This window comes from Pseudomonas medicaginis, assembly GCF_965119365.1.
Taxonomy (GTDB): domain Bacteria; phylum Pseudomonadota; class Gammaproteobacteria; order Pseudomonadales; family Pseudomonadaceae; genus Aquipseudomonas.
Genome location: NZ_OZ221631.1, coordinates 6,903,010 through 6,915,575, shown reverse-complemented (window position 1 = coordinate 6,915,575; position 12,566 = coordinate 6,903,010). Strand labels below are relative to the sequence as shown.

Annotated in this window: 11 protein-coding genes; 5 read left to right on the top strand and 6 right to left on the bottom strand. The window is 62.7% G+C overall.

Annotated features, from left to right (window positions below):
• Positions 1-168: 168 nt before the first annotated feature.
• Positions 169-1,329, bottom strand: a complete 1,161-nt coding sequence (locus tag ACMTA2_RS30545; RefSeq protein WP_413793043.1) for an MFS transporter — start codon at positions 1,327-1,329, stop codon at positions 169-171.
• A 195-nt stretch (positions 1,330-1,524) separates the two neighbouring features.
• Here ACMTA2_RS30545 and ACMTA2_RS30540 point away from each other — a divergent pair, with 195 nt between their 5' ends.
• A complete protein-coding gene (locus ACMTA2_RS30540; protein ID WP_413793042.1) occupies positions 1,525-2,358 on the top strand; it encodes an EamA family transporter in 834 nt (277 codons plus the stop codon).
• A gap of 50 nt (positions 2,359-2,408) precedes the next feature.
• Positions 2,409-2,792 (top strand): MAPEG family protein, encoded by a 384-nt coding sequence (locus ACMTA2_RS30535; protein WP_072405872.1) that lies wholly within the window; start codon positions 2,409-2,411, stop codon positions 2,790-2,792.
• 154 nt (positions 2,793-2,946) lie between these two features.
• On the opposite strand, the gene mltA is transcribed toward ACMTA2_RS30535, so the two are convergent.
• Positions 2,947-4,134, bottom strand: a complete 1,188-nt coding sequence (gene mltA / locus ACMTA2_RS30530) for a murein transglycosylase A (RefSeq protein ID WP_413793041.1) — start codon at positions 4,132-4,134, stop codon at positions 2,947-2,949.
• Positions 4,135-4,259: 125 nt separating this feature from the next.
• Between mltA and ACMTA2_RS30525 the strand changes: the two genes are divergently transcribed.
• Positions 4,260-4,709: a c-type cytochrome gene (locus ACMTA2_RS30525; protein ID WP_413793040.1), complete on the top strand. Its 450-nt coding sequence runs from the start codon at positions 4,260-4,262 to the stop codon at positions 4,707-4,709.
• A 79-nt stretch (positions 4,710-4,788) separates the two neighbouring features.
• On the opposite strand, the gene ACMTA2_RS30520 is transcribed toward ACMTA2_RS30525, so the two are convergent.
• Both ACMTA2_RS30520 and ligB read right to left on the bottom strand, forming a co-directional pair.
• Positions 4,789-5,184: a DUF1090 domain-containing protein gene (locus ACMTA2_RS30520; RefSeq protein WP_413793039.1), complete on the bottom strand. Its 396-nt coding sequence runs from the start codon at positions 5,182-5,184 to the stop codon at positions 4,789-4,791.
• Positions 5,185-5,274: 90 nt separating this feature from the next.
• Positions 5,275-6,948, bottom strand: a complete 1,674-nt coding sequence (gene ligB / locus ACMTA2_RS30515) for an NAD-dependent DNA ligase LigB (RefSeq protein ID WP_413793038.1) — start codon at positions 6,946-6,948, stop codon at positions 5,275-5,277.
• A 205-nt stretch (positions 6,949-7,153) separates the two neighbouring features.
• Here ligB and ACMTA2_RS30510 point away from each other — a divergent pair, with 205 nt between their 5' ends.
• Positions 7,154-7,774 (top strand): LysE family translocator, encoded by a 621-nt coding sequence (locus tag ACMTA2_RS30510; protein WP_413793037.1) that lies wholly within the window; start codon positions 7,154-7,156, stop codon positions 7,772-7,774.
• 256 nt (positions 7,775-8,030) lie between these two features.
• Here the strand turns inward: ACMTA2_RS30510 and metK are convergent, their stop codons facing one another.
• Positions 8,031-9,221 carry a methionine adenosyltransferase gene (metK, locus tag ACMTA2_RS30505; RefSeq protein ID WP_413793036.1) on the bottom strand — a complete coding sequence of 397 codons (1,191 nt, stop codon included), beginning with the start codon at positions 9,219-9,221 and terminating at the stop codon, positions 8,031-8,033.
• A 19-nt stretch (positions 9,222-9,240) separates the two neighbouring features.
• The gene (locus ACMTA2_RS30500; protein ID WP_413793035.1) at positions 9,241-10,236 is read right to left on the bottom strand and encodes an ArsR/SmtB family transcription factor; all 996 of its coding nucleotides are present in this window, start codon (positions 10,234-10,236) and stop codon (positions 9,241-9,243) included.
• Positions 10,237-10,507: 271 nt separating this feature from the next.
• Between ACMTA2_RS30500 and tkt the strand changes: the two genes are divergently transcribed.
• Positions 10,508-12,505 carry a transketolase gene (gene tkt, locus ACMTA2_RS30495; RefSeq protein ID WP_413793034.1) on the top strand — a complete coding sequence of 666 codons (1,998 nt, stop codon included), beginning with the start codon at positions 10,508-10,510 and terminating at the stop codon, positions 12,503-12,505.
• Positions 12,506-12,566 lie beyond the last annotated feature (61 nt).

Below are 12,566 nucleotides of genomic sequence, written 5' to 3'. Positions count from 1 at the left end.
CAACTGGAAAAACATCTGCCGTGCGCGAGGCGCAGCCATCCTCTCACTTCGAAAACGCTCTGGAATGAGGCTCTTGGCCGGTACGTAAAATAGCCTGCACACAGGTTGGCAATGTCTTACAGCGTGCGTTGTCCTTTCATTCACCAGTTGGGCAGGTTTTCCGTCGTCTCAAACAGCGACTGCCGCCAAGCGCCGTTGACGTTGGATAAAGAACAAGGCGGTCAGTACTGTGAGGCCGCCGACCGCGGCCCCGGCCCACGGCAGGTCCGCCAGGTCGACGCCACTGGCCACGACCAACCCGCCCATCCAGGCGCCGGCCGCGTTGCCCAGGTTGAAAGCGCTCTGGTTCAGTGTGGAGCCGAGGTTAGGTGCTTCGTGGGCCTGGTCGATGATCAGCAATTGCAGGATCGGGCACAGGGCGAAAGCGAAGATTCCCCACAGCACGAGGGTGATCGCTGCCGGAATCACTGATCGGCTGGTCTGGCTGAACGCGGCCAGCACCAGCACCACGGCCAGGGCCATGCCCACCAGCGCAGGCAGCAGGCGTCGATCGGCCAGGCGCCCACCGAGGAAACTGCCGGCCGTCAGGCCGACGCCGAACAACAGCAGCATGACGGTGATGCCGTGGGGGCTGACACCGGTGATGTCCTGCAGGATCGGCGCGATGTAGGTGAACACACTGAACAGACTGGTGGAGGCGAGCACGCTCATGCCCAGCGCCAGCAACACGTTGACCTTGCCCAACACCTTGAACTCGCTGGCCAGGTTGGCTTTGTCCATGGGGATCTGCCTGGGCAGCCATACCCATTGGGCGATGGCGGCGACCACGCCAATGACCGCCACCGCCCAGAAGGTCGAGCGCCAGCCAGCGTATTGACCCAGCGCCGTGCCCAGCGGCACGCCCAGCACGTTTGCCAATGTCAGGCCGGTGAACATCATGGCAATCGCCTGGGCCCGTTTGTTCGGCGCCACCAGTCCGGCCGCCACCACCGAGCCAATGCCAAAGAAGGCCCCGTGGCACAACGCAGTAATGACCCGGGCGGCCATCAGCGTGGCGTAGTTCGGCGCCAGGGCACAGAGCACGTTGCCGAGGATGAACATCAGCGTCATGCCCAGCAGCGTCGCCTTGCGTGGCATGTTGGCGGTGCCGATGGCCAGGATCGGCGCGCCGAATACCACGCCCAGGGCGTAGCCGGTGATCAGCAGCCCTGCCTGGGGAATGCTCACCGCCAAGTCACGGGCGACATCGGGCAGCAGGCCCATGATGACGAATTCAGTCGTGCCGATGCCGAAAGCGGCGACGGCCAAAGCAAGCAAGGCGAGTGGCATGCGCAGGGTCTCTGTCTGTAGTCTTGACGCTCTGATCAGGCATACGCATGCCGACGCCCCCATTCGAGTGAGCGGGGCAACAGCGAGATTATTGGAATAGGTCTATGCGCAACTGAGTGCGGCGTGGTCGCTTGCAGTATAAACGGCTGCGAATGGATGGCGAATCAATTCTCTGGACGGAATAAGGAGCGTGCCGTGCTTGCAACGGCCTTGGTGTTGGTCGCGGCGCTGTTGCATGCGGCGTGGAATACGCTGATCAAGTTCAGTGGCGAGCGTTTGCTGGTGGTGGCGTGCATGGACAGCGTCGCCTTGCTGTTCGTCGCGCTGGCACTGAGTTTCGTGGCCTTGCCGCCGTTGGAGATCTGGCCGTGGATCCTGGCGTCGGCGGCGTTCGAGCTGCTCTATCGCTATTTGCTGATCCAGGCTTATCGGGTCGGTGACCTGGGGCTGGTCTATCCGCTGATGCGCGGCCTGTCGCCGTTGGTGGTGCTGGCCCTGACATTTATATTCGCCGGGGAAGCCCTGACGACCCAGCAGGTCATCGGCATTTTGCTGATCCCGTTCGGCATGCTTTGCCTGTTGTGGCAGGGCGGTGGTGGCGAGCGGCTGCCCTGGTCGATGCTGCCGGTGGTGGCGCTGATCGGCCTGTGCATTGGTTGCTACACCTTCATTGACGGCCATGCTTTGCGGCGTTGGTCCCATCCGCTGGATTACCTGGTCTGGGTCACGCTGCTCAGTGCCTGGCCGTTCCCGTTGCTGGCGCTGGTGAGCAAGCGGCCGGCATTCATGCGGTTCTGGCGCGAACAGTGGCGTTTGGGGCTGGCGGTCGGATTCTGCGTATTGTTCAGCTACGCTCTGGTGCTGTGGGCCATGCAACTGGGCTCGATCGCCGAAGCGGCGGCGCTGAGGGAGATCAGTGTGATCCTGGTGGTGCTGTTCGGCATGCGTTACCTGAAAGAACCTTTTGGCCTGCCGCGGCTCTTAGCCTGCGGGCTGGTGTTGGTTGGCATGCTGGTGATGAAGTTCTGACCGGTGTGCCTGGCGCTCGATTTTCTTAAAACTCAAAAAGGAAGTGCGGTATGACGGTTGCCCTGTGGTGTGTGTTGATTGCTTTTCTCCTGCCCTACCTGTGTATCGGGATCGCCAAGGCCGGTGGGAAATACCGGTTGCAGGATAACCACGACCCGCGGGATTTTCTGGATTCGCTCGAAGGCGCTCCCCGCCGTGCCTACGCCGCGCAACTGAACAGCTTTGAAATCAGCCCGTTCTTTGCCGCTGCCGTGATCGTCGCGCACCTGGCCGGCAACGCCGAACTGGTCACCATCAACGTGCTGGCGGTGTTGTTCATCACCAGCCGCCTGCTCTACATCATTTGTTATCTGGCGGACTGGGCAATTCTGCGTTCGCTGGTGTGGTTCGTGGGGGTTGGGCTGGTCTTGAGTTTCTTCTTCGTTTCAATTTGAGCCTGGCGGCTGAATCGTCGGCGTCTGTACTGGCCCTATCGCGAGCAAGCTCGCTCCCACATTGGATCTAGCGGCACACAAGATATGTGTCCACTGGCGATCAACTGTGGGAGCGAGCTTGCTCGCGATGGGGCCAGTACCATCAATCCATCTCTCAAGGGTTGGCGGTCACCGCATTCGCCACCTGCGGCACTTGCGGCAACGCCATGCCCTTGGGCCAGAGCATCCAGATCTGGCCCTGCTGTTTCATGTCCCCGGCCAGTTGGCCCGCCGTTTCACCCGTGCCCCAGAACAGGTCTGCCCGCACTTCACCGGTAATTGCACCGCCAGTGTCCTGGGCGGCGACGGGCCGGTTCAAGGCGCTTCCGTCGGGGCGCGTGGTGGATAGCCACAACAGGCTGCCCAGCGGAATCACCTTGCGGTCCACTGCCACGCTGTAGCCAGCGGTCAGCGGTACATTCAGCGAGCCGCGCGGACCTTCGTTGCTGTCGGGGTTGCGGTTGAAGAACACGTAGCTGGGGTTGCTGCCCAGCAGCTCGGGGATGCGGTTCGGGTTGGCCTTGGCCCAGGCACTGATGGTGCCCATGGTCACGTCTTCTTTCTTGAGTTCGCCTTGTTCGACCAGCCAGCGCCCGATGGGGCGGTAAGGGTGGCCGTTCTGGTCGGCATAACCGATGCGCAGTTGGCGGCCATCGGCGAGTTGGATGCGTCCCGAACCCTGGATTTGCAGGAACTGCAGGTTCATGGGGTCGGTCAGCCAGGCAACGACCGGAGCCTTCACGCCTTGGGTTTCGATGGTGGCCGCGTCGTCGTACGGCTTGAGTACCCGGCCTTCGAGACGGCCGCGCAGGCGTTTGCCCTTGAGCTCAGGGTAGAGGCTGTCCAGTGACACAATGATCATGTCCTCCGGTACACCGTAGACCGGAATATTCGCGGTGGCGGTCTGGGTGAGGCTACCGGGGTAGACCGGCTCGTAATAGCCGGTAATCAGGCCGTTGGGGCTGTTGTCCCCGGAGCGCAGGCCGTAGACGTCCAGGTTCTGTTTGAGGAAACTGCGCACCGCCACGGCCGTCTGCGGCACATTGGCTGCCGCCGAGCAGGTCGCGCCCCATACCGCGTCGGCCTTGAGCCGGGTGCACGCGCTGCGCCAGGACCCGAAACCGGCCAACAGGTCTGCATCGGACACCGTTGGCAGTGCCTCCCAGGGTGCGCTGACATAGGTGGCGAGTGCATGGGTCCGAGGTTCTTCGACCTTTTCGCCGCGATTACAACCGGCCAACAGGGCGATCAGCGGTAGGGTCAATGCCAGGCCTTTGTGCCAGGGCTTGATGCGGCTGTTCATGAAGATTTCCTTTGCAGTCATTGGAGCACTGTCAGGTGCTCGAATAACCCGTATTGTTGATAGGGCCATTGGTCTTTGCCGATGACCCGAGGATACTAACCGCCGTTTCCTGCCCCGAGGCCAAGATGTTTGTAAAACGATTTTCCATGGCCGTGCTGGCCTGCCTGATGTTGTCCGCCTGTGGCGGTGTCGATCCCAATTCTCCCCTGGGCCAGCGCAAGGCGATCTTCAAGCAGATGCTCAAGATCAGCGAAGAGCTGGGCGGCATGTTGCGCGGCCGAGTGCCGTTTGACGGCGCACGTTTCGCCGAGGGCGCGACGCAACTGGACCAACTGTCCCATGAACCGTGGAAGCATTTCCCGCAAGTACGCGAGCAAGACCACACCAGTGCCCGGGATGAAGTCTGGGAAAAACAGGCGCGCTTCCAGGCATTGGCCCGCAGCCTTGAAGCCGCCACCGGTGAATTGGTGATCGTCAGCAAGGTCGAGCCTTACAGGGCCAGTAACCTGGGGCCGGCGGTGCAGAAGGTCGAAGATGCGTGCAGTGCCTGTCATAAAGAGTTTCGGGATTATTGACTTGCAGGAAAGACCCCGGGCTTCGCCAGTGCCTGCAGGGTGGATGCCATCCCTGTAGGCGCCCGGGATCTTTCAACATTCATTTGTCCAACTCATCCACCGCTTCCTGCAGTTCCTTGCGGGAGGCCGCCAGCTTGTCCTTGCGCTTGTTGATCCGCTCGGCATCGCCTTTCTTCATGGCCTTTTCCAGGTCGGCCTGCCGCCGGCTGACCTCGTGCTTGGCATCGAGCACCTTGTTTTCACGCTCCTTGCGCAGGGAGGCATCGGTGCAATGGGTGGTGACTTCGGCCAGGGCGGTTTCCAGGCCGGCCTGCTGATCCTGATTGCCGCGGGACTTGGCCAGTTCGATCTGGTTGATGATGCCCTGGCGCTTGGCTGCGCAGCCGGTGAGCTCCGGGACTTGCTCGTCCGCCATCAAAGGGGCGGCCATGGCGCTGCACAAGAGCAGCAGGGCAGCGGGGGACAGGAAATTCATAGCAACTCCGTAAAAAATCGCGAGCGGTCGATACCGATGCGCTGTTGGAGCGCATGGTCGCCCCTTGGGTTCAACCACCCGGGCGCTGGATTAAAAACCGTCGATCCCGACGGTGCGTAATACGTCACTCAAGGCCAGCACCTGCGGGTCGCGAAAAAAGGCGCTCAATTGCGCGGCGCGTCCCGGGCCGATGCCGGCTTCGGCTTGCCATTGTTCGGTACTGCGCTCGGCCAGCGCCTGCCAGGGCCCCGTCAACCGGGCCTCACCGACGGGCGGCAGGCCCAAGGCCTTGAGCCATTGCCCGAAAGGACGTTGTCGGGCGCTGTCCAGGCTGGCGAGCAGGCGGGCGCTGCTGCGTTCACCGAAGCCGCCAATCTTAGCAAGCTCGGCGGCATCGAGGGTCAACCAATCCAACAAACCGTGGAGCCGGCCGGCCGCCAGGAGTTTTTCCCAGGTGCCGGGGCCGACATGGGGCAGGGCGAGCCCGTGCTTGCCGCTGAGCCAGTTGAGCCGTGCGAGGAACTGGCTTTCACAACCAGGCGTCGCCTGCCAGCAGCTCAAGAAGTGATGATCGCTCGCCGCAGGGGCATCGACATCCTGACGCTCGAGGCTGCGCAGCACAACGGCGTCGAGTCGTGGGATGGTCAGCCCGGCCAGGCTGATGGCGACCCGGTCACCGGGGCGGATGTCCATCTTCTCCCAACGTTTGAGGGAGCTGACGCTTACCCGGCGAATCCTCCGGTCATCGAGCAGGGTGGGTTCGAGCTCCAGCACGGGGGTGATGCGCCCGGTGCGCCCGACCTGGAAGCGTACCTTGCGCACTTCGGCCAGGGCCTGGGCATACGGGTATTTCCAGGCCACGCTCCAGTACGGCGCCCTGGCCTGCCAACGGTCGGCGGGTGGTCGACGGTCCTGGCGCAGGACGATCCCGTCGCTGGCGAAGGGCAGCGGCGCGCGATACCAGTGGTCGCGCCACTGCTCGGCATCCGCCGGTGCCCGGACGGGCCGGTTGTAGTCGAGGGTGTCGGTGAAACCCAGCGCGTTCAGCGCAGCCATCCGCTCGGGCAGGGTGCCGGGGCCTTCAGGCCAGTCCCAGACAAACAGGCCGATGGAGGATGCCTCCTGCGCCGTCAAACTGCCGCGTGCCATCAAGCCTGCCACGGTTGCGCGGGCGTTCAGGCTGCCGCGGCTGGCTTGGACATGGCCGTCCAGGCGCCAGTACAACTCGCCCTGAACGACCAGGTCCACAGGCTGGCGCAGTCGCTGCGCGATGGCAGCGATCTTGTGGGCATTGGAGGTCCAGTCATGGCCTCGGACGCCGTCGCCGCGGCTGATCGCCTGATGCAGGCGACCCTTGCGGTAAACCAGGGAGACCGCCACGCCATCGACTTTCGGTTGCGCCCAGATGGCCTCTCGACCGTGCAGCCAGGCCGCCACGGCGTCGGCGTCCTTCAGTTTTTCCAGGCCGGTATGGACAACGGGGTGAGGCACCTTTCCGCCCGCCGAGCGCAGGGGATTGTCGGAAACCGCGAGGTTGAAGCAACTGCGCCATTGGTTCAGCTGTGTGCGGGATTGATCATAAAGCTGATCGGCCACCAGTGATTGACCGAGGCGGTGGTAACGGTCGTCCCAGGTGTCGATCTGCTGTTGCAACGCAGCGATCTCGGCCTGGGCCCGATCAACGGCCCAGTCGGGACAAGGCGCGGCCAGCGCCGGGATGGTCATGAATGCGAGGCAGGCGAGGGCATGCAGGAACGGTGGCATCGAAGCATCCTTGCTCGGTTGAGTACCTGAAGGCTAGTCAGCGTCCCGGCTGTTGCGAGGGGCGGTGCGTTACCGGATTTTGCGGCGCCTGGTGGCAACGTCGCGGCGGTACAGTCCTGCGCGATTTAGCCACTCAACTGTCCCTTGAACCCTTCGATGGCCGGTGCAGAATAAGCCTTCGATCCACTGCTGCCCGGACGCTCGAATGGACCTGCCGACCCTCGCTGTTTTCATTCCGGCCTGCTTTGCGCTGAACATGGCGCCGGGGCCGAACAACCTGCTCTCCATCAGCAATGCCTCGCGTTATGGCTTCGTCCGGGCATGCAGCGGCGGCATCGGTCGGTTGCTGGCGTTTGCAATCATGATCGCCCTGGCTGCGGTGGGCCTCACCGCCGTGCTGCACACCTCGGAGCTGCTGTTCCTGGGGATCAAGCTCGTCGGTGCCGGTTATCTGTTCTACCTGGCCGTGCAGTTGTGGCGTGCCCAACCCGAGGTCGACAGCGAAACCGGGCGCGTGTCGATGAGTCGAGCCGGCCTGGCGCGCCAGGAGTTCCTGGTGGCAATCGGTAATCCGAAGGCGATCCTGTTGTTTACGGCGTTCCTGCCGCAATTCGTCGACCGTACAGGCACCGTCCTGCAGCAGTTCGCCGTGCTGGGCGGGTTGTTCCTGGTGTTGGAGTGCATCGCTATCGGCTTGTATTGCTACATGGGGATTTACGCGCGGCGGCTGTTCGCCCTGCCCAGTGGCAAGCGTTTGTTCAATCGGCTGTGTGCGGGGCTACTGGCCGGTGCGGCTTCGTTTTTGTTGGTGGCGCGGCGGGCCTAGACTCTCTGAGGTGCCTGTTGGGACCGGAGACATGGTCCCCTGTGGCGAGGGGATTTATCCCCGCCGGGCTGCGAAGCAGCCCCAAAATGGTCAAGCATCGTTAACCTGACACACCGTGACAGCTGATTTGGGGCCGCTGCGCAGCCCAACGGGGATAAATCCCCTCGCCACAGGAGCGGTGCCTGACTTTGATTTTTTTGATAAAAAAAAGCCCCTGGCGACCCAGTCGCCAAGGGCTTTTCTTTACACGTGGGGGTTACAGGCCGGCAGCGGCGCGCAGTGCGTCGGCGCGGTCGGTTTTTTCCCAGGTGAACGTGGTGAAGGTATCGCCCTCGACGGTCTTGGTCTGTGGCGTGCGACCGAAGTGACCATAGGCAGCGGTGTCCTGGTACATCGGGTGCAGCAGGTCGAGCATGGTGGTGATGGCGTATGGACGCAGGTCGAACACTTCACGGACCAGGTTGATGATCTTGTCATCGCCGATCTTGCCGGTGCCGAAGGTGTTCAGCGAGATCGACGTAGGCTGGGCCACGCCAATGGCGTAGGACACCTGGATTTCGCAGCGCTCGGCCAGGCCGGCGGCGACGATGTTCTTGGCGACATAACGGCCGGCATAGGCCGCCGAACGGTCGACCTTCGATGGGTCCTTGCCGGAGAACGCGCCGCCGCCGTGACGGGCCATGCCGCCGTAGCTGTCGACGATGATCTTGCGACCGGTCAGGCCGCAGTCGCCCACCGGGCCACCGATGATGAACTGGCCGGTCGGGTTGATGTGGAACTGGGTGTCCTTGGACAGCAGTTCGGCAGGCAGCACGTGCTTGACGATCAGTTCCATCACGCCTTCGCGCAGGTCTTTGTAGGACACGTCAGGGTTGTGCTGGGTCGACAGGACCACGGCGTCGATACCGACCACCTTGCCGCCTTCGTAACGGCAGGTCACCTGGGACTTGGCGTCCGGGCGCAGCCAAGGCAGCAGGCCGGATTTACGGGCCTCGGCCTGGCGTTGAACCAATTGGTGCGAGAAGGTGATCGGAGCCGGCATCAGCACGTCGGTCTCGTTGCTGGCGTAGCCGAACATCAGGCCCTGGTCGCCGGCGCCCTGGTCTTCAGGCTTGGCCCGATCAACACCCTGGTTGATGTCGGGGGACTGCTTGCCGATGATGTTCATCACGCCGCAGGTCGCGCCGTCGAAACCGACGTCGGAACTGTTGTAGCCAATGCCCAGGATGACGTCGCGAACGATCTGTTCCAGGTCGACCCAGGCCGAAGTGGTGACTTCGCCGGCGATGATCGCCACGCCCGTTTTCACCAGAGTCTCGCACGCCACGCGGGCGAACTTGTCTTCAGCAATGATGGCGTCCAGCACCGCATCAGAAATCTGGTCGGCGATTTTGTCCGGATGCCCTTCAGACACGGACTCGGAGGTGAAAAGGGAGTATTCGCTCATCTCGATGTTTTCCTACAAGTTACCGTTGGTGAGTGTCGCCAGTGGGCCGCTGAAAGTGGCGAACCTGGATCTGGAAACCATTACGTAAGCCCACATAGAGGCTTTCCCCGGGCACGAGGCCCGCTGCGGTGGCCCAGCGGGCCAGGTCATCCTGTTCAAAGCCGAGCCAGAGATCGCCACAGGCTTCCCTGGCCCAGCTCTGGTTGTGGCTGCATAACTCCGTCACCAGCAGGCTGCCGCCCGGTTGCAGCAGGCCGGCCATGTGCTTGAGTGCCTCGGCCGGCGCGGCGAAATGATGCAGCACCATGTTCAATACCACGCAGTCGGCCTGCAGGTTCATGCCATCCAGTACATCGGCCAGTTGCAGGTTGACGTTAGCCAGGGCCTCCCGTTCACACACCTGGCGCGCCAGCTCGAGCATGGCCGGGCTGTTGTCCAGCGCCGTCACCTGGCTGAAGCGCCGCGCCAGTTCCGGCAGGAAGGCGCCGTCGCCGGGGCCGACTTCGATCACCGTGGCCGTGGGTTCGAAGCTCAATTTGTCGAGCAGCGCCACGACGCTTTCGCGGTACTGCGGCAAGCCGGCGATCAGGTCTTGCTGGGCGCGAAATTTCTCGGCAACCCGGGCGAAGAAGTCCTGGCTGGCGGCGGCTCGTTGCCCGTGGACCTGGGCAATGCGAGCCTGCACGTCGGTCGGCAGGTTCAACGCATCCACTTCGTCCAGTAGCGCCGCGTGCAGTTTGCCCCCCAGCAGGTCGGTGTGGGGCAGGGCGCGGCGGTAGAAAATGGCGTTGCCTTCCCGGCGGGTCGCCACCAGGTCGGCCTGGGCCAGGACTTTGAGGTGGTGGCTCATGCCGGACTGACCGATGCCGAAGATCTGCGCCAGTTCCAGCACGCCGAACGAGTCGTTGGCCAGGGCGCGCAATACATTGAGCCGCAACGGATCGCCGCCGGCCTTGCAAAGGGCCGCCAGCTCATCGCAGTTGTCATGGCGAATGGAGGGCGCGGGTAGGTTCATAGTGCGGCAGTCTAGTGAGGGGTTTGGATCGCCGCAAGTTCAATATCAAAAAGTTTTGATATTGCCGGATAAATGGCACTTCCCGGGCTGTGCTTGACTCTACAAGCCATCAGCGGAAAGGTTTCACCTGGCGAATGCGACTTTATCCACCGGAAAAACGCTCAAGGATGACTATCTGTCATTGCCCCGAGGCGGGTGGGTGAGGGAAAATGCTCGCCTTTTTCAGTTCCGTTTTATTCATTCTCGATTCAATACCCGCAGGAGAACAGCGATGCCCAGCCGTCGTGAGCGTGCCAATGCCATTCGTGCCCTCAGCATGGATGCCGTGCAGAAAGCCAACAGCGGCCATCCCGGTGCCCCCATGGGTATGGCGGATATCGCCGAGGTGCTTTGGCGCGACTACCTCAAGCACAGCCCGAGCAATCCATCGTTCGCCGACCGTGACCGCTTCGTGCTGTCCAACGGCCACGGCTCGATGTTGATCTACTCGCTGTTGCACCTGACCGGCTATGACCTGTCGATCGATGACCTGAAGAACTTCCGCCAGTTGCACAGCCGCACCCCGGGCCACCCTGAATACGGCTATACCCCCGGCGTGGAAACCACCACCGGCCCACTGGGCCAAGGCCTGGCCAACGCCGTGGGTTTTGCCCTGGCGGAAAAAGTCCTGGCGGCGCAATTCAACCGCCCCGGTCATAACGTCGTCGATCACCACACCTACGTATTCCTGGGTGATGGCTGCATGATGGAAGGTATTTCCCATGAAGTCGCCTCCCTGGCCGGCACCCTGGGCCTGGACAAGCTGATCGCCTTCTATGACGACAACGGCATCTCCATCGATGGCGAAGTCGAAGGCTGGTTCACCGACGACACCCCCAAGCGCTTCGAAGCCTACAACTGGCTGGTGATCCGCAACGTCGACGGCCACGATCCGGAAGAGATCAAGACCGCCATCGAGACCGCCCGCAAAAGCGCCCAGCCGACCCTGATCTGCTGCAAGACCACCATCGGCTTCGGCTCGCCGAACAAGCAAGGCAAGGAAGACTGCCACGGCGCGCCATTGGGCGCCGAGGAAATCGCCCTGACCCGTGCGGCGTTGAAGTGGAACCATGGCCCGTTCGAAATCCCGGCCGACATTTATGCCGAATGGGATGCCAAGGAAAAAGGTCGCGCGGTCGAAGCCGAATGGGATCAGCGTTTCGCCGCCTATTGCGCCGAATTCCCTGAACTGGCCAATGAACTGGTGCGTCGCCTCAGCGGCGAGCTGCCGGCCGATTTCGCCGAAAAAGCCTCGGCGTACATCGCTGAAGTCGCCGCCAAGGGCGAAACCATCGCCAGCCGCAAGGCCAGCCAGAACACCCTGAACGCCTTTGGCCCATTGCTGCCGGAACTGCTGGGCGGTTCGGCCGACCTGGCCGGTTCCAACCTGACCCTGTGGAAAGGCTGCAAAGGTGTCAGCGCCGAAGACGCCAGCGGCAACTACATGTACTACGGCGTTCGCGAGTTCGGCATGAGCGCGATCATGAACGGCGTCGCGCTGCACGGCGGCCTGGTGCCTTACGGCGCCACCTTCCTGATGTTCATGGAATATGCCCGCAACGCCGTACGCATGTCGGCGCTGATGAAAAAACGCATCCTGTATGTGTTCACCCACGACTCCATCGGTCTGGGCGAAGACGGCCCGACGCACCAGCCGATCGAGCAACTGGCGAGCCTGCGTTGCACGCCGAACCTGGACACCTGGCGCCCCTGCGATGCGGTGGAGTCGGCGGTGGCCTGGAAATACGCCATCGAGCGTAACGACGGCCCATCGGCGCTGATCTTCTCCCGCCAGAACCTGCAGCACCAGAACCGCGATGCCGACCAGATCGGCGATATCGCTCGCGGCGGCTACGTGCTCAAGGACTGCATCGGCGAGCCGGAACTGATCCTGATCGCCACCGGTTCCGAAGTCGGCCTGGCCGTCCAGGCCTACGACAAGCTGACCGAGCAGGGCCGCAACGTACGCGTCGTGTCCATGCCGTGCACCAGCGTGTTCGACGCCCAGGACGCCGGCTACAAGCAAGCGGTGTTGCCGCTGCAAGTCAGTGCCCGGATCGCCATCGAGGCTGCCCATGCCGATTACTGGTACAAGTACGTGGGCCTGGAAGGCCGCGTGATCGGCATGACCACCTACGGCGAGTCGGCGCCTGCGCCGGCGTTGTTCGAGGAGTTCGGCTTCACCCTGGACAACATCCTGGGTCAGGCTGAAGAGTTGCTGGAAGACTGATCCGCAAACAGGTTGTCTGTTCTGACGCCATCGCGAGCAAGCTCGCTCCCACAAGGGTTTC

Bases quoted from the DNA above. Each gene is read 5' to 3' on its own strand.
- ACMTA2_RS30545 (WP_413793043.1), bottom strand. From the start codon at position 1,329: ATGCCACTCGCCTTGCTTGCTTTGGCCGTCGCCGCTTTCGGCATCGGC.
- ACMTA2_RS30535 (WP_072405872.1), top strand. From the start codon at position 2,409: ATGACGGTTGCCCTGTGGTGTGTGTTGATTGCTTTTCTCCTGCCCTAC.
- mltA (WP_413793041.1), bottom strand. From the start codon at position 4,134: ATGAACAGCCGCATCAAGCCCTGGCACAAAGGCCTGGCATTGACCCTA.
- ACMTA2_RS30525 (WP_413793040.1), top strand. From the start codon at position 4,260: ATGTTTGTAAAACGATTTTCCATGGCCGTGCTGGCCTGCCTGATGTTG.
- ACMTA2_RS30520 (WP_413793039.1), bottom strand. From the start codon at position 5,184: ATGAATTTCCTGTCCCCCGCTGCCCTGCTGCTCTTGTGCAGCGCCATG.
- ligB (WP_413793038.1), bottom strand. From the start codon at position 6,948: ATGCCACCGTTCCTGCATGCCCTCGCCTGCCTCGCATTCATGACCATC.
- ACMTA2_RS30510 (WP_413793037.1), top strand. From the start codon at position 7,154: ATGGACCTGCCGACCCTCGCTGTTTTCATTCCGGCCTGCTTTGCGCTG.
- metK (WP_413793036.1), bottom strand. From the start codon at position 9,221: ATGAGCGAATACTCCCTTTTCACCTCCGAGTCCGTGTCTGAAGGGCAT.
- ACMTA2_RS30500 (WP_413793035.1), bottom strand. From the start codon at position 10,236: ATGAACCTACCCGCGCCCTCCATTCGCCATGACAACTGCGATGAGCTG.
- tkt (WP_413793034.1), top strand. From the start codon at position 10,508: ATGCCCAGCCGTCGTGAGCGTGCCAATGCCATTCGTGCCCTCAGCATG.